Consider the following 19724-nt stretch of genomic DNA (forward strand, 5'->3'; position numbering starts at 1 on the left):
GCGTACGTACGACGGCGTTAACCGACCGCCGCCTAATCGTCGCCGCGGAGGATGGCCAGCAGGCGGATGATCTCGACGTAGAGCCAGACGAGCGTCACCGTCAGGCCGAACGCAGCCGTCCAGGAGAAGCGCTGCGGAGCGCCGCTGCGGACGCCGGCTTCAATGCTGGTGAAGTCCATGATCAGGGAGAAGGCGGCCAGGCCGATGGCCAGCAGGCCAATGAAGACGCCAAGCGGGATACCGAAGATCTCTACGCTGGTGCGCAGTCCGAACGGCTCCTGGACAGCCCCGGTGAGCATCATGACCATGTTGACCAGCGCGAATACCGCGTAACCAATGATCGCAATCATGAAGAAGCGCATGGCCTTGGGCGTGGCGCGGACCTTGCCGCTCTTAAACAGCACGAGGGTCACGGCGAACACGGACAGGGTGCCAATGACAGCCTGCAGGCCGACGCCGGGGAACTGCGCGTCGAGGATGCGGGTCAGGCCGCCAAGGAAAAGTCCCTCGAGCGCTGCGTAGGCAAGGATCAGCGCCGGGGACGGCTGCTTCTTGAACGTATTGACCAGGGCCAGGACGAAACCGCCCAGCGCGCCGGCCACCATGAGCAGCGAGGCGAGGCCCATGCCGACCACCATGGTCACAGCCGCGCCGGCGATGACCATGCCCAGGCAGGCGGCGGTCTTGACGATGACATCGTCGAAAGTCATCCGCCCGGTGTCCGCGGGGCCCGCGGCCGGCTGGTTGTACATGTCCCGCAACTGCTGGTCCGTCATGTCCGGCCGGGTGTTCCAGCCCTGCTGCTGTCCGTAGGGAGCCTGGCCATAAGGCTGCTGCCCGTATGGCGCCTGGCCGTAGCCCGGCTGGCCATACGGCGAGTGGCCGTAGGGTGCAGGCGGTGCCTGGGTCGCTCCACGGAAACTCTTTCCGTTGAAGATCGGGTTGCCGCCAAGTGCCATTGCGGAATTCCTCCATTAGGGATGTCAGTGAAACCTTAAGGTTTACGGTACCAATTACCACGCGGGTGTGGTGCGTAAAGTTCCCGGACGCCGCGGGCGCAACCCAACCGTAACCAACCGACTGTTTAGAAATACCGTGGCTCAACATTTGTTTATTTAGACCGGCTACATCAAGGCGTGACTGTGGCTTCACAGTTGTTATCCGATCGCTACCTTCGCTGCGCCAATCGGGGCGTTTCAGCCCGTCAGGCGGCTGTAGCATAAACCCCAACAGGGTGACGCAACTCACAACCGTGGGTGGCGTGTGACCTTTCGGCGCCTGCCAGCCCTGTATCCGTTCGCAATGGCTTGCAATGGTGCAGCCTAGACCGCCCCCAAGTGGAGGTTTTTCAATTTGAGAAGTACACCCCAAGGCCCACCGGCCGCAGGACGCCTCGGTTTGCTCAGATTATGGGGAGCCGTGAGCGCTGCCATTCTGGCCCTCCTTCTGGTGGCAGCGCCGGCCTCCCAGGCCACTTCCCCCTCACCGACACCATCCCCGTCGAACCAAACCTTCCAGAACAACATCAGCGGATTCCTCCGCGATGATGCCCGCGCTCCGCTGGCGGACGTGACCATTACGGCGAAGAGTGGCGACTTCACCGGCACGGCCAAGTCCTCTGCCAACGGCTCGTGGAGCATCGGCGTGCCCGAGCAGGGTACCTACACAGTGGAGTTGGACGAGTCCACGCTCCCCGAAGGAATCAAGCTCGCGGACGGCCAGGAAAACCCGCGTGATGTGACATTCAGCCAGACGTCCAACCTGTCCGTGATCTTTGCCTTCGGCAAGGGCATCGTGGTCCAGGAACAGGACTTCGGCCAGAACCTGCTCAACCGCCTGGTCGCAGGCCTCAGCTTCGGCCTGCTGCTGGCCCTTGCAGCCGTCGGGCTGTCGCTGATCTTCGGCACCACCGGGCTGACCAACTTTGCCCACGGTGAAATGGTCACCCTGGGCGCGGTGCTAGTCTTCGCTTTCAATGCCCTGGGGCTCCCCTTCTGGCTGGCGGTGGTCCTCTCCCTGTTGGGCGGCGCACTCTTCGGCTATGCGCAGGACCGTGGCCTCTGGCGGCCCCTGCGCCGCCGCGGCACCGGTTTGGTTCCCATGATGATCGTGAGCATCGGCCTGGCCCTCGCTGTCCGCTACGTCATCCAGTTCTACTTCGGGGGCGCCACGCAACAGCTCCCGTACGCGCAGAGCCCCGAGGTCCAGATCGGCCCGGTATCCATCTCCCCGAACAACCTGTGGTCGCTGGTTATCAGTGCCGTGGTGATCGGTCTGCTGGGAATCGTGCTGCTCAAGACCCGCCTGGGCAAGGCCACCCGCGCCGTGGCCGACAACCCGGCACTCGCTGCCGCTTCCGGCATCGATGTGGACGCGGTCATCCGCCTCGTGTGGATCACCGGCGGCATGCTCGCCTCCCTCGGCGGCATCCTCTGGGCCTACTACCGGCCCGGCGTCACTTTCGACATGGGCTCGGCCATCCTGCTGCTGATCTTCGCCGGCGTTACCCTCGGCGGCCTGGGCACCGTGTTTGGCGCCCTGATCGGTTCCATCATCGTGGGTATCTTCGTTGAGCTGACCACCGTGTTCGGCCTCGCAGCAGACCTTAAATACGTGGGAGCACTTTTCATCATGATCGTTGTCCTCTTGTTCCGGCCCCAGGGCATCCTGGGCCGACGCGAGCGCGTGGGTTAGGAGAGAACCATGGACTTTGGATTCATTCTTGCCAGCGCCGCCGGCGAAATTTTCAGCCCCACGACTGCGGCCTACGCGCTTGCCGCACTGGGCCTCGCCGTCCACTTCGGCTACTCCGGCCTGCTGAACTTCGGCCAGGCCGGCTTCATGGCGGTGGGAGCCTACGGGTTCGCCATCTCCACCCTGACCTTCGGCGTCCCGTTCTTCGTGGGACTGCTGATCGCCATAATCGCCGCCGCCGTCTTCGCGCTGCTGCTGGGTATTCCCACCCTGCGCCTGCGGGCGGACTACCTCGCCATCGTCACCATTGCCGCTGCGGAAATCGTCCGGTACATCGTCACCACCAACCAGCTGACGTCCGTGACCGGTTCGGCCAACGGCCTGGCGGCGTTCGAGGGCGGGTTCTACGCAATGAACCCGTTCCCGGACGGCGACTACTTCGGCATGAACAACCGGGACTTCTTCATCCGCGTGGTGGGCTGGGCACTCGTTGCCGTGTGCTGCCTGCTGGTATGGCTGCTGATGCGCAGCCCGTGGGGCCGTGTCCTCAAGGGCATCCGCGAAGACGAAAACGCCGTCCGCTCGCTGGGTAAGAACGTCTACGCCTACAAGATGCAGGCGCTGATCATCGGTGGCGTGCTGGGCGCACTTGCCGGCATGATCTTCACCCTTCCCCGCGGAGCGGTGCAGCCGGCCAACTACGGCACCGAACTGACGTTCTTCCTCTACACCTGCCTGCTCCTTGGCGGGCTGGGCACGGTCCTTGGACCCGTCGTCGGCGCCATGATCTTCTGGGTTGTCCTGTCCCTGACCCAGGGCGTCCTCTATGGCCTGATCGAATCAGGTGCCATCACCTGGCTGAACACCGTCCAGGCCGGGCAGCTGCGCTACATCCTGGTGGGTGTGGCCCTGATGCTGCTGATGATTTTCCGGCCCCAGGGTGTCTTTGGAAACAAGAAGGAGCTGGCGTTCGCATGAGCATGCACAGCGAAGAACCCACATCGGCGTCCGGCGCCCAGCCGGACTACATGACTGACGCACGGCCCATTGCGGCCGGCGAAACCGGTCCGGGATGTAAGAAACGCGATCCCATCGTGGTTGCGGAGAACGTAACCCGCAGCTTTGGCGGCATTAATGCGGTGGACGTCGATTACCTCGAGATCCCCCGCCATAAGATCACCGCGCTGATCGGGCCCAACGGTGCCGGAAAGACCACGCTGTTCAACCTGCTGACAGGCTTCGACACGCCCAACACGGGCAAGTGGCAGTTCGAAGGCAAGAGCCTCGCGGGCGTTTCCCCCTACAAGGTGGCACGGATGGGCATGGTCCGCACGTTCCAGCTCACCAAGGTGATGGGCAAGCTGACGGTCATGGAAAACATGCGCCTGGGTGCCTCGAACCAGCCTGGGGAGAAGCTGTACAAGGCCCTGTTCAAGGGAATCTGGGGAGGCCGGGAGAAGCAGATCACGGAGGAAGCCAACGTCCTGCTGGAGAAGTTCAAGCTGGATGCCAAGAAGGACGACTACGCTGCCTCCCTCTCCGGCGGCCAGCGCAAGCTCCTGGAAATGGCCCGTTCCCTCATGGTCCGGCCCAAGCTGGTCATGCTGGACGAGCCCATGGCCGGCGTGAATCCGGCACTGACCCAGTCCCTGCTGGACCACATCAAGAACCTGAAGGCCGAAGGCATGACGGTTCTGTTCGTGGAGCATGACATGCACATGGTGCGGCACATCGCCGACTGGGTAGTGGTCATGGCGGAAGGCAAGGTGGTGGCAGAGGGCCCGCCTGGCGAGGTCATGAAGAACCCCGCCGTGATCGACGCCTACCTTGGCGCGCACCATGACGTGGACCTTGGCGACACCGAGGGCATCAAGGAACTCGCGGCCGAACTGGTGGCTGACGAGGAATCCATCGTGGGCACGGAGAACGCAGGCATCATCGCCGTGGATGTCGTTGAGGCGGAAACCGACGCTGCACCGGAAGAACGGGGCGCGCAGGACCATCCCCGCGGACGGCACGGAAGCACGGAAACGGGCCGGACAGAGAAGGACAGCCAATGAGCAGCACCAGCGCGGCACCAGCCGCACACCCCGTCAACGACGGCGACTCGGTAGTCAAGGTCACGGACCTCGTGGCCGGCTACCTGCCCGGCGTGAACATCCTCAACGGCTGCAGCATCGAAGCCCGCAAGGGTGAGCTGATCGGCATCATCGGCCCCAACGGCGCCGGCAAGTCTACGCTGCTGAAGGCCATGTTCGGCCTGGTCAAGGTCCACTCCGGCACTGTTGTGGTGCGGGGCCAGGACATCACCGGGCTGAAGGCCAACAAGCTGGTCACCCGCGGTGTCGGTTTCGTTCCGCAGACCAACAACGTCTTTGCCACGCTGTCCATCGAGGAAAACCTGCAGATGGGCATGTTCCAGCGGCCCAAGGACTTCGCCGAGCGCTTCGACTTCGTCACGGGCCTGTTCCCCGAGCTGGGCAAGCGACGCGCGCAGCGCGCCGGATCGCTCTCCGGCGGTGAACGGCAGATGGTTGCCATGGGGCGCGCCCTGATGATGGACCCGGCGGTGCTGCTGCTGGATGAACCCTCCGCAGGCCTCTCCCCCGTCAAGCAGGACGAGACGTTCCTTCGGGTCCACGAGATCAACCGGGCAGGCGTCTCGGTGATCATGGTGGAACAGAACGCCCGCCGCTGCCTGCAGATCTGTGACCGCGCCTACGTCCTGGACCAGGGCAAGGACGCTTACACGGGAACCGGCCGCGAACTCATGAAGGATCCCAAGGTCATCCAGCTGTACCTGGGCACCCTGGCCGACACTGTCGACTAGGAACCGCTCTCCAAGGGCTCCAGGGCCCGCAGAAGGGGCCGTCACCGCAAGGTGGCGGCCCCTTCTGCATGCCTGCGGTGCAGGCCGGCACGCCAGCAGGGCGGGGAGCCAGGCAGGCAGCCCGGCCAGCGGCAGGCGATGCCGGCAGGCAATCCTTCGGCAAGGCAGCCTCAATTCTTCAGCAGGCGGCTTGGCGGCGGACAGCAAAAGACCCCCGCCCGGGGTGAACTGGTCACTGGGCGGGGGCCTTTCGGTCGGTCAGGAAGCGGCTTAGAGCTTGCCGAACTCTTCCTTCACTGCGGAGTACGTGTTGTCATCCTGGTACTCGTAGATGCCGATGTACGCCTCCGTGGGGTCACCCGCGTCGGAGAACGTTACGGGGCCGGACTGGCCGTCGTAGTCGATGTCCTTTCCGTCGCGGAGGAGCGTGACACAGCCTGCGTAGGAGGTGCACTTCTCGCCGCCTTCGGAAACTTCCTTGAGCTTGGCGGCGATGTCTACGCCCTTGGTGCTCTTGGCGGCTTCCGAAGCCAGTGCGATCAGGTTGACGGCGTCGTAGGACTCGCCGGCGTAGCTGTAGTCCTTCAGTGCGGGATCGATCGCCAGCAGCTTCTTCTTGAAGTCCTCCTTGGCGAAGGTACCGGGGATGGTGCCCTGCGCGCCCTTCAGGGTGCCTGCCTTGAAGTCCTTGCTGTAATCGGACGTGTTGCCGTCCACCATGAACAGCTGCGTGGGCTTGACGCCCTTGCCGGTGATCAGCGGAACGATGCTCTTGGCCTGGTCGAAGGTGATCAGGGCAATGGCGTCCGGCTTGGCGGCGAGGACCTTGTCCACCTGGCTGCTGAACTGGGTGTCGCCTTCGTTGAAGAGTTCTTCGGCCACAACCTTGCCGCCGGCGGACTCGAAGGCCGACTTGATGTTCTTGGCCAGGCCCGTGCCGTAAGCATCGTTGAGGACGATCAGTCCAACCGTCTGGGCACCACACGTTGCCATGTAGTTGCCCAGGACCTTGCCCTGCAGCACGTCGGACGGGGCAGTACGCCAGTACAGGCCCTTGTCATCCCAAGTGGTGAAGTCCGGAGACGTGTTGGCCGGGGAGAACTGGATGACGCCCGCGCCGGTGATCTGGTTGATGACCGTCTTGGACACACCTGAGGATGCGGCGCCGATGATGGCGCTCACGCCCTGGCCCAGCAGCGCTGAGGTGGACTGGGTGGCGATGTCCGTCTTGGTATCGCCGGAGTCGCGGTGGACCACTTGAATGGGCTTGCCCAGTACGCCGCCGGCCTTGTTGACTTCATCGACACCAAGGTTGACGCCGGCAATTTCGGGCGGGCCCAGGAAGGCCAGGGAGCCCGTGGTGGGCAGCAGTGACCCGATCTTCAAAGGCTTATCGGTGGTGGTGCTGGAGGGCGGAACCGATCCGGGCGCCGGAGCCTGGCTCGCTGCCGCGCCGCCGGTGCCTTCAGGTGCGGGGCAGGCGATGCCGGCCGCAGCTTCGGAGGCGGTCTCGGACGCCGTGGGTGTGGACGAACCGCCGCAAGCCGTTGCCATAAAGGCAACGCCGATGCCAAGCGCTGTCAGCTTGGCAACGCGGGTTCCCGCCTGGGGAAATAATGTCATGAACTAGCTCCTCGATCTAAAGGTGCGAACGGCCTTTGACGCGAAAAATCAGGTATTCCTGATCAGGTTCAAGCTAATGTAATTTCCCGCCGAAAATAAGTGATTGAGGTCACATCCTTATAACAGTCGTTGCCTATGCGGAATTAAAGGCCGGAAGCCGCCCGCTGAACGGACGGCTTCCTCTTCCCGGCGCGCTTTTCCGGGCATTTTTCGCGCTTGTACCCCAGGTGGGACTCGAACCCACAACACGCGGATTTTAAGTCCGATGCCTCTGCCAATTGGGCTACTGGGGCGCCGCAACAATGGTATCCCGTCACAGCCCGCCGACCGGATCAGCCAGGCGGGGGCTCCGGCCTGCGGTTCCTGGACGAGAGTGCGGCCAACTCCTGCAGGGCGCGCGGCGCCTGCGCGACGGGAACCAGCAGGTGGTCGTGGTGGAACCCGGCCAGCACGTTGCAGCTGATCCCCGCCTCCGTAAGCGCCCTGCTGACGGCGGCGGTAAGGCCAACGGCCTCCAGCGCGGAATGGACCTCCAGGGTGATCCAGGCGGCCACGAAGTCGTAGCTGAGCCCTTCCGCGTCCGCGACGGACCGCGGAAGGACCACAGTCAGGCCCTCGGCCTCGCGGACGGCGGCCTCAATGCCAGGCGTCAGGGGCCGGCCGTGGGGCCACAGGACGTACACAAACTCACCATGGCGCTGCATTGGCCGCATGCCTGCCAGCAGGGCCTGCAGGTTCATTTCGCCGCTCATGGGGACAGTCTAGGCCGCAGGCCGCGGCAGCGGGCGCTGCGGGAACGCACGACGGCGGCCGTCCCCCGAAAGGGACGGCCGCCGTCGTGCGTCAAAAGGGAGGCGGGCTACTTGGCGTTGGCCGGCGCCGATTCCTTGGTCTCCGGCACGGCTGCAGCCGGAGCGGGAGCCGCCGCCGGCCTGGGAGCCGGGGTGGCAGCGGCCACGAAGGCACCCCGCGGGTTGTCCAGGTCCATCAGCTGCGTAGTGTCGCGGCCGGCGAAGAAGGCGATGATCCAGTTCAGGACCACGCGGAACTTGCGCTCGAACGTGGGCATCGCCATGCCGTGGTAGCCACGGTGGGCCAACCAGGCCAGCGGGCCCTTGAGCCCGATGCGGCCCAGGAGGTTGATGTTGGCGACACCCTTCCATTCGCCGAAGCCGGCCACTGCGCCAAGGTTCTTGTGCTTGTAGTCCTTCATCGGCTTGTCCCAGCGGGATGCCCACAGGTTCTTGGCAAGGCGCTTGGCCTGGCGCAGCGCATGCTGGGCGTTGGGAACGCAGGTGCCGTCCGGGAGGCCCTTGCCCGTGAGGTCGGGAACGGCGGCGATGTCGCCGGCTGCCCAGGCGTTCTCCACGATGCCTTCATCGCCGCCGATGCGCAGGTCCGGAAGGACGCGGACGCGGCCGCGGGGCTCCAGCGGGAAGTCGGTGGAACGGACCATCGGGTTGGCCTGCACGCCGGCAGTCCAGACGAGGGTGTCCGCTTCGAATTCCTGCGCGGGGGTCTTGTCCGGCAGGTTGATGAGCTTGAGGGAGCCCTCGGCGCTGTCCAGGGAGGTGTTCAGCAGCACCTCGATGCCGCGGCTGCGCAGGTGCTCCACCACCCAGTCGGCCTGGGAAGCGGTGACCTCAGGCATGATGCGGCCCATGGCCTCGACCAGTACGAAACGGACTTCCTCCTGCTTGATGCGGGGGTTGTTGCGGACCGCGGCGCGGGCCAGGTCCTCCATCTCGGTGATGCACTCGATGCCGGCGAAGCCGCCACCTACCACCACGAAGGTGAGCGCCTTGGCGCGCGCGGCGGCGTCGGTCATGGTGGACGCAACCTCAATGCGCTCCAGCACCTTGTTGCGCAGCGCAACGGCTTCCTCGATGGTCTTCAGGCCAATGCCCTTGTCCGCGAGGCCCTTGATGGGGAAGGTACGGGTGATGGCGCCGGCTGCAAGGACGACGTCGAAGTACGGAACCTCGAAGTGCCCGCCGCCGTCAGCGGGGGCCACGACGGCGGTGCGGTTCGCGTGGTCGATCGAGGTCACGCGGCCCTGGATCAGTTCGGTCTGCTTGAGGTGCTGGCGGTGGGAGACCACGGCGTGGCGGGCCTCGATGTTGCCGCCTGCAACCTCGGGGAGGAAGGGCTGGTAGGTCATGTAGGGCAGTGGATCCACGAGGGTGACGATGCCACCGGCATTCGCGATCTTCTTCTGCAGTTTGAGTGCTACGTACAGGCCGACGTACCCGCCGCCTACGACGAGTACCCTGGGACGGTCCTGGAGCTCTGGGGTGGTTGCCATGCGTCTAACGATACAGCAGTTTGTGAAAATCTTCACTAGCGTGCATCGCGCCTGGGACAGGGCCGGGACCACCTACGGTTTGCCCGGTGAATCCACCTTCTCCACGGCTCCGGTCAAAGGTTCCTCGCGCGCCAGCGACGGGTCCCTGGCCGCGCGGCGGAGCTTGACGGCCGCTGCCGCGATGATCGCCGCGAACAGCACCGAAAAACCGATTACGACGGCGGCGCCCACGGCCGAGTCCCGCGGCGAGGGTGCCTTGGCGGCAGGCACCGTCGCCTCAGGCAGGGTGGGGACGGCGCTGGGCACTTCGGCGGTGGGCAGCGGGACGGGTGTGGAAAGGTTGCCCCGCCGGTGTACCCGGATCCACTCGGCGATGCTTCCCAGCGGGTTGGCAGAAACCTCGGGAACGTCATCCTTCAGTGCCGCGGCCGCGTCCAGCACGCCAAAGCCATAGAGCGGGTCCTTGCCGGCCGGGCCGGCGTCGTCGGCAGTGGAAACGATCCTGTTGATGACCTGCTCCGCGCTCATCTCCGGCCACTTGGACCTGATGAGGGCGGCCACTCCGGCCACCATGGGAGCGGAGCCGGAGGTGCCGGCCCATTCAGCGTAGTCACCGCCCGGGACTCCGCCCACCAAATCCTCCGCCGGAGCAGCCACGCCGATGCTGATCCCCTGTGAGGAGGCGTCCACGCTTGCGACACCCTTGCGGTCCACCCCGGCCACGGTCAGCACGCCCGGAATCGTGGCGGGCGCGCCCACCTGGATGTTTCCGCCCACGCGGTTTCCGGCCGCGGCCACGATGACCACGTCCTTCTGCTCGGCGTAAAGGAACGCGGCATCCCAGCTTTGCGGCCATTGCGGCGTGGTGCTGCCCAGCGAGATATTGATGACGGTGGCACCGTTGTCCACGGCCCAGCGCACGGCCTCCGGGATCTGGTCCTGGTCGCTCTTGCCCGACGGGTTGGGCGACCCCAGCCAGGTGGAGACCGACAGTATCTCGGCTTCAGGAGCAACCCCTGCCATGCCGTCCGGGCCGGTCGCGCCGGTGCTTTTCGGGACGGGGCTGGGCGAGGCATCCTTGGGCTGGTGGCCGCGCCCGGCAAGGATGGTGGCCACCAGCGTGCCGTGTTCCGGCTTGGCCCCGATGCTCTTTTGGCCGTTTGCGTCGCCGGAGCCGGACGCATCGAATCCGCCTGCCACAGCACCTTTGAGATCCGGATGCCCGGCGTCCACGCCGCTGTCGATCACAGCCACCTTCACCCCGGCGCCCTTGGACACATTCCAGGCCTCGGTGATGCCGGATTCCTTGAGCCAGTACTGCTTGTCCCGCCAGTCGTCCGCCTGTGCTGCCGGTGCGTTGATAACACCGGCGGCCACGAAAAGGCCGGACAGCAGCAGCACCGGCAGCGTTGCGGCCGCCTGGCCAAACGCGGCGGTCACGCCCTTGAAAGCTCCCATGGTTCAGCCGATGCTCAGCGCAATGCCGTCGAGAATGTCGTGCTCGCTGGCTGTTGCGGTGGTGATCCGGCCCCCGGTCAGGGCACCAAGCTGTTCCAGGATGCGCCGCCACACCAGTCCCCCGGCGCCGATAACGTCAACCCGGCCCGGATGCATGTAGGGCAGGGCGGCCCTGGCGGCGCGGGGCATCCGCAGCAGCTCCGCGGCAGCTTCCTGTACAGCGGCTATGGGGAGTTCGGCACCGTGGATGGCGTCCGGGGAGTATTCCGCCAGCCGCAGGGCGTGCGCGGTGATGGTGGTAACTGAGCCGGCAACGCCTACGACGGCGGTGGCCTGGTCCAGTGGGACGTCTTCGCGTGCGCGGGCAATGGCGGTGTCCACGTCGGCTTCCGCGGCGGCGATCTGTTCCGCGGTGGGCGGATCGCCGGCCAGGTGCCGCTCGGTCAGCCGCACGCAGCCGATGTCCACGGACTTCGCCGCGGTGACGCCGGCAGCGGTTCCCAGCACGAATTCCGTGCTGCCGCCACCGAGATCCACAACCAGGACCTGATGTCCGTCCAGGATGGGCAGCACGCTGCTGGCCCCGGCGAAGGACAGGGCGGCTTCCTCGGCCCCCGAGATCACCTCGGGCTCCACGCCCAGAAGATCACGGATGCCGTCCACGAAGACCTGCCGGTTGCGGGCGTCACGGCTTGCCGACGTTGCGGTGAAGCGGACTTTCTCCGCGCCGTGATCCTTGATCAGCTGCGCATAGGAGGCGGTGGCGGCGAAAGTACGCTCCAGCGCCTCGGGGGCAAGTTCGCCGGTGGCATCCACGCCCTGGCCCAGCCGGACCACCCGCATCTCGCGGACCACGTCGGTGAGGACTGGCGTGCCGCTGCTGCGGTCGATGTCCGCGATAAGCAGGCGGATGGAGTTGGTGCCGCAGTCGATCGCGGCAACGCGGGTCATTCGGCGGCTCCGCCGGGGCCGGCCGCTTTGCGGACCGGCGCGGGCCGGCCCACAATGTCCGGCAGTCCCTGGGGGCCGTGGCGGCTTAGATCCCGGGAGGGGGCTTCGCCCGTGGTGTCCCAGGCGCCGTCGCAATAGCAGCGTTCTTTGCTCCACCATTCGCTGATGAGGTGCAGGGCTTCGTCGCCCAGCGGGTTTACGCCCGGGCCGGCAGCGAGTGAATGGCCCACCAGGACATGGAGGCATTTGACACGGGTGGGCATTCCGCCGGCGGAGATGCCGTCGATCTCTGGAACGTCTCCTGTACCGCAGCGATCGCCGATGGCCTGCCGCGCGGCCAGGTAGGCGTCGTGGGCGGCGCGGTAGGCCGCTGACAGTTCCCCGTCTTCGGCAAGGCGTCCGTTCATCTCGTTCATGACGCCTGCGGCTTCAAGCCGGGACACGGCGGAGGTGATCACGGGATGGGTGAGGTAGAAGGTGGTGGGGAACGGGGTGCCGTTGCCGAGCCGCGGTGCCGTAGCGGCCACGAGAGGGTTGCCGCAGACGCAGCGTGCCGGAATCTCCACCACATCCCGCACCGGCCGTCCGAGCTGCCGGCTCAGGACTTCAAGATCGCGTGCAGATGGTTGGCGGGAGTCTTCCCGGGCGGCTGCCGTGGTGGGTTCCATCGTCGCGGGCCGTCCTTCCTGTTGCGGTTCAGTCTGTGGCCGCGCGCCGGATGGACTCCCACAGGGAATCCACCCACGGCAGGTCGGCGGGGTCTTGTGCTGCTGCTGCGCCGGGCTGGCTACTGCTTTCTCCGGCAGGCAGGTCGCTGCCGAAAACCCAGTAACCGGTTTCTCCCGGCATAACCATGTTAATGCGGTCGCGGGCCTGCTGTTTCACGTAGTTGGGGTCCTGCCACCGCGAAACCTGCCGGCGCAGGGCGTCGCCCTCGGCCTCGCGGGCCGCGATGTCCGCGTTCAGGGCCTCGATTTCGGCCCGTTTATCGAAGAACACCTTCACGGTGGGCGCCAGCATGATGGTGATCGCAATCATCACGACGGCGAGGGCCAGCATGCGTCCGGAGAACGCCTTGGCGGGCACGGGCTGCGTAACTTCCTCAGGCGGGGCGGGCTGCGTGGCACGGCTGCTGCCGCTGCTCCCCTCATGAGCCCTCTCCTGCGTCTCCTCCGGCGCTTTCCCTGCCCCGAAGTCTGCCCGGATGACGTCGGCGCCGTCCGGGGAGCCCCCGGCGGGACGGGCCGGGGCGACCTTGGGGACTTTGGGACGGCGGGTAGCCATGACACTCCTGAAACACGCGGCTGGAACACGCGGCCCTGCGGTGGCAGCCACAGGCCGGGCCGGAACTGGGTGGAACTCGTTGGCGGACGGGACTTGTTGGGCAGTGCTGCCGGAAAACGGCAACGGTGGCTATGGTCTTTCAACCATAGCCACCGTTGCGGTGCAGGTGCGGCTACTAGCCCTTGAAACGCGGGAAGGCGCTGCGGCCGGCGTAGCGTGCGGCGTCGTCGAGCTCTTCTTCGATGCGCAGCAGCTGGTTGTACTTGGCTACGCGTTCGGAGCGTGCCGGGGCACCGGTCTTGATCTGGCCGGCGTTGGTGGCAACCGAGATGTCGGCGATGGTGGTGTCCTCGGTCTCGCCGGAGCGGTGCGAGGTGATGGTGGTGTAGCCGGCGCGCTGGGCCAGGCTGACGGCGTCGAGGGTTTCCGTGAGCGAGCCGATCTGGTTCACCTTGACCAGCAGGGAGTTGGCGGTCTTGGTGTCGATCCCGCGCTGCAGGATCGACGGGTTGGTGACGAAGAGGTCGTCACCCACCAGCTGGACCTTGTCGCCGATGGTGTCGGTGAGGGTCTTCCAGCCTTCCCAGTCGTTCTCGTCCAGCGGGTCCTCGATGGACACCAGCGGGTAGTCTGCCACGAGCCCGGCGTAGTAGGCGCTCATCTCGCTCGCGGACAGGGACTTGCCTTCGAACTGGTAGGCGCCGTCCTTGAAGAACTCGGAGGAGGCAACGTCCAGCGCCAGGGCGATGTCCTTGCCGGGGGTGTAGCCGGCGTTCTTGATGGCTTCCTGGATCAGGTCCAGTGCCGCACGGTTGGAGGGCAGGTTCGGGGCGAAGCCGCCCTCGTCGCCCAGGCCGGTGGACAGGCCCTTTTCCTTCAGGACGGACTTGAGGTTGTGGTAGACCTCAACGCCCCAGCGCAGGCCTTCGGAGAAGGTCTCGGCGCCGATGGGGGCGATCATGAATTCCTGGATGTCAACGTCGGAGTCCGCGTGCGATCCGCCGTTGAGGATGTTCATCAGGGGCACGGGCAGAACGTGCGCGTTGGGGCCGCCGAGGTACTTGTACAGCGGCAGGTCCGCGGAGGCGGCAGCGGCGTTGGCCACGGCCAGGGACACGCCCAGGATGGCGTTGGCGCCCAGCTTGCCCTTGTTGGGGGTGCCGTCCAGGTCCAGCATGGCCTGGTCGATGCTGCGCTGGTCGGTGGCGTCGAAGCCGGTGAGGGCCGGAGCGATCTGGTCGATGATGGCGTCAACGGCTTTCTGGACGCCCTTGCCGAGGTAGCGGCCCTTGTCGCCGTCGCGCAGTTCCACGGCTTCGTGCTCGCCGGTGGAGGCGCCGGAGGGGACGGCTGCGCGGCCGATCTGGCCGTCAGAGAGCAGGACCTCGACTTCTACGGTGGGGTTGCCGCGGGAATCGAGGATCTCGCGGGCGTGGATGGCATCGATAAGCGCCATGAATTTTGCTCCTTATGGGCGATTAACCAGGGGGACTGTGGCAGAAAAATTCGACGTCCTCGTCAGGGACCAGCGTAGTCGAGAGTGGTTCAGGTTACGGAAACCTATCCAGCCTCCGGACGTCATGATGGCGCGTGTCCGGCCTTCGCGGCGTCCTCCTGGTACCGCCGCACCGCCCCGCGCAGTGCACGCTCGGCATCCAGTCCGGCAGCCTGCGCCGAACGCACGACGCCGAACAGCAGCTCCCCGAGCGCTTCCTCCGTTGCGGGGGCAGGGTCTGCGGGCGGCAGCCCCAGGCCGGCGCGGGCGGCCCGGTCCAGCGACTTCTGTGCCCTGGCCAGGGCCGGCAGGGCGAGCGGAATACCGTCGAAGGGGCCGCGGCCGGCCGGCCGTTCGGCGCGTTTGACCGCGTCCCACTTCTGCTCGATCTCCGCCACGGTGGCCGGGAAGGTGTCCTGCAGTGAGCCGTCGGGGCGGAACACGTGAGGGTTGCGCCGGACCATTTTGGCATCCAGGCCGCGGGCCACGTCGTCGAACGTGAACGCGCCGCGTTCCTCCGCGAGGCGGGCATGCAGCACTACCTGGAGCAGGACGTCGCCCAGCTCCCCCCGGAGCTCGGCGTCGGGGTGTCCCGCCTCGATGGTCTCTGCCACCTCGTAGGCCTCCTCGAGGAGGTACTCCACCAGGGAGGCATGCGTCAGCGCGCCCATCCACGGGCAGTGCTCCCGCAGCCTGGCAATGACCGTCAGGAGCCTTTCGACGGGCGCTTCCTCAGCCAAGATTGGCGTAGGCGTCGTTGATGTACTCCACCAGCGCTTCCTTTTCCTCAAGGGGCAGGAAGGAGGCCTCGGCGGCGTTGAGCGTCAGCTCCAGCAGGTCGTCCAGGTCGTAGTCGAACGTCTCCACCAGGAGGTCGAACTCGTCGGTGAGGGTTACACCGCTCATTAGCCGGTTGTCCGTGTTGATGGTGACGTTGAAGCCCAGCTGGTAGAGCATGTCCAGCGGGTGGCTCTCGATGCCTTCGCCGAAGCCGGCAATGGCACCCGTCTGGAGGTTGGAGGACGGGCAGATTTCCAGCGCTATGCCGCGGTCCCGCACCCAGCTGGAGAGGTCCCCGAGGGTAACCAGGCCGATGCTGCCCTCGCCGTCGCCCTCGTCGGTGGCGTCGTCGTCGAACTCCACCATGATGTCTTCGGCGATACGGACGCCGTGGCCCAGGCGCAGCGCGCGGCCGTCCACCAGGGCGGACTGGATGCTTTCGAGGCCGGCCGCCTCGCCCGCGTGGACGGTGGCCGGGAAGTTGTGCTGGGCGAGGTAGGTGAAGGCATCCCGGAAGCGGGCAGGCAGGAAGCCGTCCTCGGCCCCGGCGATATCGAAGCCCACGGCACCCCTGTTGCGGTGGCGGACGGCGAGCTCGGCGATTTCCTGGCCGCGGTCCGCGTGGCGCATGGCGGTGATGAGCTGGCCCACCTGGATTTCCCGGCCGGAGTCGCTGACGGCTTCAACGCCGGCTTCCAGTCCCTCCTGGACGGCCTCGACGGCCTCGTCCAGGGTCAGGCCCTTCTGCAGGTGCTGCTCCGGGGCCCAGCGGACTTCGCCGTAGACCACGCCGTCGTCTGCCAGGTCCTCCACGAACTCCTTCGCTACCCTGTACAGGCCCTCGTGGGTCTGCATGACGGCGATGGTGTGGTCGAACGTCTCGAGGTAGCGGACCAGGGAGCCGGAATCCGCGGATTCGCGGAACCACTCGCCAAGGGCCACGGGATCGGTGGACGGCAGGGTGTGTCCCACGGCGGCTGCCAGTTCAATGATGGTGGCCGGGCGGAGTCCCCCGTCCAGGTGGTCGTGCAGGGAAACCTTCGGCAGGGTCTTCAGGTCGAACTCGATGGCGGGGGCGGGGTCAGCAATAGGCTCAGTCACGTACCCACCTTAGGGTGGGTGCAGGCGCAATGCCAGCGCCTATTCCGGTGCCGGCCTGCTCTCGCGCGGAACCCGGGCCAGGAAATCGTCGGGTTCCGGATTCAGCGTGCCTGAAGGGCCGCCGTCGAGCCATTGGTCCACCTCTGCCGCATCCTTGCGGGACAGGTGGCGGTGCCACCACCGCAGCAGGTGGTCCATGACGATGCCCAGGACAACGGCGAACACCACGGCGATTCCGGCGCTGAGCAGCGGGCTGTCGTGCAGCCAGTGGAACGAGCTTGCCAGCAGGCCGATGCCGATGGAGTAGCCCACCCACGTCAGGCAGGCGAACGCGTCCAGCAGGAAGAACCTGCGGTGCCCGAACCCGGTGCTTCCTGCCACGTAGTTGACGGCCACCCTGCCCCAGGGGATGTAGCGCGCGGTGAAGATCAGCACCGCTCCGCGCTTGTCCAGCTCACCGCGGGCCCAGTCGAAGGCCCGGCGCACCTTGGGCCTTCGCATCCACCGCCAGCGGTCCAGGCCGATCCGCCGGCCCAGCATGAAAGCCATGTTGTCGCCCGCAATGGCACCGACCAGCGCCGTGCCGCCCAGGATCCAGAGGTTCGGCTCCCCGCTCTGCCGGGAAAAGGCCGCCAGAGCCACGATGAGTGTTTCGCTGGGGACCACCATGGCGAAGCCGTCCACGAAAAAGAACAGCAGGAGGACCGGATAGATCCACCATTGGCCCGCCGCATGGAGCACGGCCTCACTTATAAAATCCACGCGGTCCTGCTTCTCGGAAAAACGCCGTCAACGTGACGGAAATCGCTCCCTAAGTGTCCCACGGGCTCGGCGGATTCGCTACGCTTCCGGTTCCTTCATGCGTTCCACGATGGGCGGCTTGTGCCGGAAACGGTTGACGGCCACGTCCACCACGATGCCCAGGGCCACGGCGCACACAATGGCGATGGCAGCGCCAAGGAGGTGGTTATCCTCGAACCACTGGCCAAAAAACAGGCCGATGCCCACCGAGTATGCCGCCCACAGCGTGGCGGACAACACCGTGAGCCCTACGAACCTGGCGTGCGGATAGCCGGTGACACCGGCGGTGAGGTTGACGGCGACGCGCCCGATGGGGACGAACCTGGCCACGAGGATCAGGGCTGCCGGGCGCTTGCGCAACTCCCGGCCGGCCCAGCGGAACGCCCCCTGCATTCGGGGACCGCGCATCCATGACCAGCGGGTGGTGCCCACCCGGCGGCCGATCAGGTAGGCGATGTTGTCCCCGGAAAACGCCCCCGCCGCGGCCACCAGCATCAGGACCCCGGGGTTGGGAACCTGCGCGGTGGCCGCAACGGCGGCCAGGCCCACCACCACCGACTCGCTCGGGATGGGCGGGAAGAAGCCGTCAATGATGCAGCACGCCAGGACCAGGACCAGCACCCAGGGCTGGCCGGCTGCTGCGAGAATGAAGTCATTGACGGCCTGCATCGGTTTCCTAGGCGATGCGGTCGATGATCAACTGCTGGGCGGGACGTGAGCCTTCGGGGGCGATAACCACGGCGCCCTCCAGGGCTTCCCTGGCCCGCTCAAACCGCTCCGGCGTGTCGGTGAGCAGGGTCATCAGGGGTTCCCCTGCACGGACCACGGCGCCGGGCTTGGCGTGCATCCTAACCCCTGCCCCGGCCTGCACCGCGTCCTCCTTGCGGGCACGGCCGGCGCCAAGGCGCCACGCAGCCACACCGACGGAGAGGGCGTCGAGCTCCACCAGCACGCCGTCAGCCGGGGCGTAGACCACCTCTGACTCGCGGGCGACGGGAAGCGTGGCGCGCGGATCGCCGCCCTGGGCCTCGATCATGCGGTTCCACACGTCCATGGCACGGCCGTCCCGCAGCGCTGCGGCGGGATCGGCGTCGTGCACACCTGCGCACGCGAGCATCTCCTCGGCGAGCCGGACCGTCAGCTCCACCACGTCTGCAGGCCCGCCGCCGGCCAGCACCTCGACGGATTCCTCCACCTCGATGGCATTGCCCGCGGTGAGGCCCAACGGAGTGTCCATGTTGGTGAGCAGGGCAACAGTGTTGACCCCGGCGTCCTTGCCCAGCGCCACCATGGTCTCGGCCAGCTCCCGCGCCTTGGCCTGGTCTTTCATGAATGCACCGCTGCCCACCTTCACGTCAAGGACCAGGGAACCGGTGCCTTCGGCGATCTTCTTGCTCATGATGGAGGAGGCGATCAGCGGGATGGCCTCCACGGTTCCTGTGACATCGCGGAGGGCATAGAGCTTCTTGTCCGCGGGTGCCAGCCCCGCGCCGGCGGCACAGATCACGGCTCCCACGTCCTGGAGCTGGGCCAGCATTTCCTCGTTGGTCAGGGACGCGCGCCAGCCCGGAATGGACTCAAGCTTGTCCAGCGTGCCGCCGGTGTGGCCCAGGCCGCGGCCGGACAGCTGGGGCACGGCCACTCCGAACACGGCCACCAGGGGCGCCAGCGGCAAGGTGATCTTGTCTCCCACGCCACCGGTGGAGTGCTTGTCCGAGGTGTACTTCAGGCCGCCGTCCGGCCGGCGGAGGCTGGTGAAGTCCATGGTCTCGCCGGAGGCGATCATCGCTGCGGTCCACCGGGCAATCTCCGCGCGGTCCATGCCGTTGAGCAGGATGGCCATGTTCAGGGCCGCCATCTGTTCATCGGCGATCGCCCCGCGGGTATAGGCGTCGATGGTCCAGTCGATCTGTTCCGGGCTCAGCGCGCCCTTGTCGCGCTTGATCCGGATGATGTCCACGGCGTCGAACGCCTCAGCATGGGTCTGGGTCATCGGGTTCCCTCCAGGTGTTCGGGACCGAAGGCGTCCGGGAGGACCTGGTCCATGGTCTTGATTCCTTGGGTGGTCATGAGTTCCATGTCCGGGGCGCGGAATTCGTACAGCAGCTGCCGGCAACGGCCGCAGGGCATGAGGATGTTACCCCCGCCGTCCACGCAGTAGAAGGCACGCAACCGGCCGCCGCCGGTCATGTGGAGGTTGCCCACCAGGGCGCACTCTGCGCAGAGGGTCAGACCGTAGCTGGCATTTTCCACATTGCAGCCGCTGACGATCCGGCCGTCGGCGGTGAGGGCAGCGGCCCCCACCGGAAAACGGGAATAAGGTGCGTACGCGTTGCGCATGGCGGCGGTGGCCGCCTCTGCCAACGCGGACCAATCCACCGCCTGCGGCGCTGTTTCCACGG

Annotated in this window: 19 protein-coding genes and 1 tRNA gene; 4 read left to right on the forward strand and 16 right to left on the reverse strand. The window is 66.4% G+C overall.

Annotated elements, in window-relative coordinates:
* Positions 1 to 32: 32 nt before the first annotated feature.
* The gene (locus ACIQCM_RS09580; protein WP_400605818.1) at positions 33 to 959 is read right to left on the reverse strand and encodes a Bax inhibitor-1/YccA family protein; all 927 of its coding nucleotides are present in this window, start codon (positions 957 to 959) and stop codon (positions 33 to 35) included.
* A 439-nt stretch (positions 960 to 1398) separates the two neighbouring features.
* Here ACIQCM_RS09580 and ACIQCM_RS09585 point away from each other — a divergent pair, with 439 nt between their 5' ends.
* Genes ACIQCM_RS09585 through ACIQCM_RS09600 form a run of 4 tightly spaced genes read left to right on the forward strand, consistent with a single transcriptional unit; the run spans position 1399 to position 5524 of the window.
* Positions 1399 to 2694, forward strand: a complete 1296-nt coding sequence (locus tag ACIQCM_RS09585; RefSeq protein WP_400605815.1) for a branched-chain amino acid ABC transporter permease — start codon at positions 1399 to 1401, stop codon at positions 2692 to 2694.
* Between the two features lie 9 nt (positions 2695 to 2703).
* Positions 2704 to 3672, forward strand: a complete 969-nt coding sequence (locus ACIQCM_RS09590; RefSeq protein ID WP_400605814.1) for a branched-chain amino acid ABC transporter permease — start codon at positions 2704 to 2706, stop codon at positions 3670 to 3672.
* Complete coding sequence (locus ACIQCM_RS09595) at positions 3669 to 4754, forward strand: ABC transporter ATP-binding protein (protein WP_400605812.1); 1086 nt, start codon at positions 3669 to 3671, stop codon at positions 4752 to 4754. The genes ACIQCM_RS09590 and ACIQCM_RS09595 overlap by 4 nt, the downstream gene beginning before the upstream one ends.
* Positions 4751 to 5524, forward strand: a complete 774-nt coding sequence (locus ACIQCM_RS09600; RefSeq protein ID WP_400605810.1) for an ABC transporter ATP-binding protein — start codon at positions 4751 to 4753, stop codon at positions 5522 to 5524. The genes ACIQCM_RS09595 and ACIQCM_RS09600 overlap by 4 nt, the downstream gene beginning before the upstream one ends.
* 270 nt (positions 5525 to 5794) lie before the next feature.
* Here the strand turns inward: ACIQCM_RS09600 and ACIQCM_RS09605 are convergent, their stop codons facing one another.
* The 15 genes from ACIQCM_RS09605 to ACIQCM_RS09675 all read right to left on the reverse strand — a co-directional run bounded on the left by ACIQCM_RS09605 (position 5795) and on the right by ACIQCM_RS09675 (position 19722).
* Entirely contained in the window at positions 5795 to 7147 is a 1353-nt protein-coding gene (locus ACIQCM_RS09605; protein ID WP_400605808.1) for an ABC transporter substrate-binding protein, read from the reverse strand.
* A gap of 219 nt (positions 7148 to 7366) precedes the next feature.
* Positions 7367 to 7440, reverse strand: a tRNA-Leu gene (locus tag ACIQCM_RS09610).
* A gap of 39 nt (positions 7441 to 7479) precedes the next feature.
* On the reverse strand, positions 7480 to 7899 hold the full coding sequence (locus ACIQCM_RS09615; protein ID WP_400605806.1) for an ACT domain-containing protein: 420 nt from the start codon (positions 7897 to 7899) through the stop codon (positions 7480 to 7482).
* A gap of 107 nt (positions 7900 to 8006) precedes the next feature.
* The gene (locus ACIQCM_RS09620) at positions 8007 to 9452 is read right to left on the reverse strand and encodes an NAD(P)/FAD-dependent oxidoreductase (protein ID WP_400605804.1); all 1446 of its coding nucleotides are present in this window, start codon (positions 9450 to 9452) and stop codon (positions 8007 to 8009) included.
* 72 nt (positions 9453 to 9524) lie between these two features.
* A complete protein-coding gene (locus tag ACIQCM_RS09625) occupies positions 9525 to 10910 on the reverse strand; it encodes a S8 family serine peptidase (protein WP_400605802.1) in 1386 nt (461 codons plus the stop codon).
* Between the two features lie 3 nt (positions 10911 to 10913).
* Positions 10914 to 11861 carry an exopolyphosphatase gene (locus ACIQCM_RS09630; protein WP_400605800.1) on the reverse strand — a complete coding sequence of 316 codons (948 nt, stop codon included), beginning with the start codon at positions 11859 to 11861 and terminating at the stop codon, positions 10914 to 10916.
* A complete protein-coding gene (locus ACIQCM_RS09635; protein ID WP_400605798.1) occupies positions 11858 to 12529 on the reverse strand; it encodes a DUF501 domain-containing protein in 672 nt (223 codons plus the stop codon). Before ACIQCM_RS09635 ends, ACIQCM_RS09630 begins: the two co-directional genes overlap by 4 nt.
* Before the next feature lie 28 nt (positions 12530 to 12557).
* Positions 12558 to 13145, reverse strand: coding sequence for a septum formation initiator family protein (locus tag ACIQCM_RS09640; protein ID WP_400605797.1), 588 nt, complete (start codon positions 13143 to 13145; stop codon positions 12558 to 12560).
* Between the two features lie 175 nt (positions 13146 to 13320).
* Positions 13321 to 14601 (reverse strand): phosphopyruvate hydratase, encoded by a 1281-nt coding sequence (gene eno, locus ACIQCM_RS09645; protein WP_400605795.1) that lies wholly within the window; start codon positions 14599 to 14601, stop codon positions 13321 to 13323.
* A 122-nt stretch (positions 14602 to 14723) separates the two neighbouring features.
* Positions 14724 to 15311, reverse strand: coding sequence for a MazG nucleotide pyrophosphohydrolase domain-containing protein (locus tag ACIQCM_RS09650; RefSeq protein ID WP_400606402.1), 588 nt, complete (start codon positions 15309 to 15311; stop codon positions 14724 to 14726).
* A 61-nt stretch (positions 15312 to 15372) separates the two neighbouring features.
* The gene (locus ACIQCM_RS09655) at positions 15373 to 16521 is read right to left on the reverse strand and encodes an adenosine deaminase (protein ID WP_400605793.1); all 1149 of its coding nucleotides are present in this window, start codon (positions 16519 to 16521) and stop codon (positions 15373 to 15375) included.
* 39 nt (positions 16522 to 16560) lie between these two features.
* Entirely contained in the window at positions 16561 to 17283 is a 723-nt protein-coding gene (locus ACIQCM_RS09660) for a DedA family protein (RefSeq protein ID WP_400605791.1), read from the reverse strand.
* 78 nt (positions 17284 to 17361) lie between these two features.
* A complete protein-coding gene (locus tag ACIQCM_RS09665; RefSeq protein ID WP_400605788.1) occupies positions 17362 to 17991 on the reverse strand; it encodes a DedA family protein in 630 nt (209 codons plus the stop codon).
* Positions 17992 to 17998: 7 nt separating this feature from the next.
* Positions 17999 to 19315, reverse strand: coding sequence for a thymidine phosphorylase (locus ACIQCM_RS09670; RefSeq protein WP_400605786.1), 1317 nt, complete (start codon positions 19313 to 19315; stop codon positions 17999 to 18001).
* Positions 19312 to 19722 (reverse strand): cytidine deaminase, encoded by a 411-nt coding sequence (locus ACIQCM_RS09675; protein WP_400605783.1) that lies wholly within the window; start codon positions 19720 to 19722, stop codon positions 19312 to 19314. Before ACIQCM_RS09675 ends, ACIQCM_RS09670 begins: the two co-directional genes overlap by 4 nt.
* Positions 19723 to 19724: the final 2 nt, after the last annotated feature.

The sequence above is a fragment of the Pseudarthrobacter sp. NPDC092439 genome (assembly GCF_044754945.1).
Taxonomy (GTDB): domain Bacteria; phylum Actinomycetota; class Actinomycetes; order Actinomycetales; family Micrococcaceae; genus Arthrobacter.

Coding starts and splice junctions, on each gene's coding strand:
- ACIQCM_RS09635 (WP_400605798.1), bottom strand. CDS start 12,529: ATGGAACCCACCACGGCAGCCGCCCGGGAAGACTCCCGCCAACCATCT.
- ACIQCM_RS09670 (WP_400605786.1), bottom strand. CDS start 19,315: ATGACCCAGACCCATGCTGAGGCGTTCGACGCCGTGGACATCATCCGG.
- ACIQCM_RS09630 (WP_400605800.1), bottom strand. CDS start 11,861: ATGACCCGCGTTGCCGCGATCGACTGCGGCACCAACTCCATCCGCCTG.
- ACIQCM_RS09615 (WP_400605806.1), bottom strand. CDS start 7,899: ATGAGCGGCGAAATGAACCTGCAGGCCCTGCTGGCAGGCATGCGGCCA.
- ACIQCM_RS09640 (WP_400605797.1), bottom strand. CDS start 13,145: ATGGCTACCCGCCGTCCCAAAGTCCCCAAGGTCGCCCCGGCCCGTCCC.
- ACIQCM_RS09605 (WP_400605808.1), bottom strand. CDS start 7,147: ATGACATTATTTCCCCAGGCGGGAACCCGCGTTGCCAAGCTGACAGCG.
- ACIQCM_RS09650 (WP_400606402.1), bottom strand. CDS start 15,311: ATGGGCGCGCTGACGCATGCCTCCCTGGTGGAGTACCTCCTCGAGGAG.
- ACIQCM_RS09600 (WP_400605810.1), top strand. CDS start 4,751: ATGAGCAGCACCAGCGCGGCACCAGCCGCACACCCCGTCAACGACGGC.
- ACIQCM_RS09580 (WP_400605818.1), bottom strand. CDS start 959: ATGGCACTTGGCGGCAACCCGATCTTCAACGGAAAGAGTTTCCGTGGA.
- ACIQCM_RS09590 (WP_400605814.1), top strand. CDS start 2,704: ATGGACTTTGGATTCATTCTTGCCAGCGCCGCCGGCGAAATTTTCAGC.
- ACIQCM_RS09620 (WP_400605804.1), bottom strand. CDS start 9,452: ATGGCAACCACCCCAGAGCTCCAGGACCGTCCCAGGGTACTCGTCGTA.
- ACIQCM_RS09665 (WP_400605788.1), bottom strand. CDS start 17,991: ATGCAGGCCGTCAATGACTTCATTCTCGCAGCAGCCGGCCAGCCCTGG.
- ACIQCM_RS09595 (WP_400605812.1), top strand. CDS start 3,669: ATGAGCATGCACAGCGAAGAACCCACATCGGCGTCCGGCGCCCAGCCG.
- ACIQCM_RS09625 (WP_400605802.1), bottom strand. CDS start 10,910: ATGGGAGCTTTCAAGGGCGTGACCGCCGCGTTTGGCCAGGCGGCCGCA.
- eno (WP_400605795.1), bottom strand. CDS start 14,601: ATGGCGCTTATCGATGCCATCCACGCCCGCGAGATCCTCGATTCCCGC.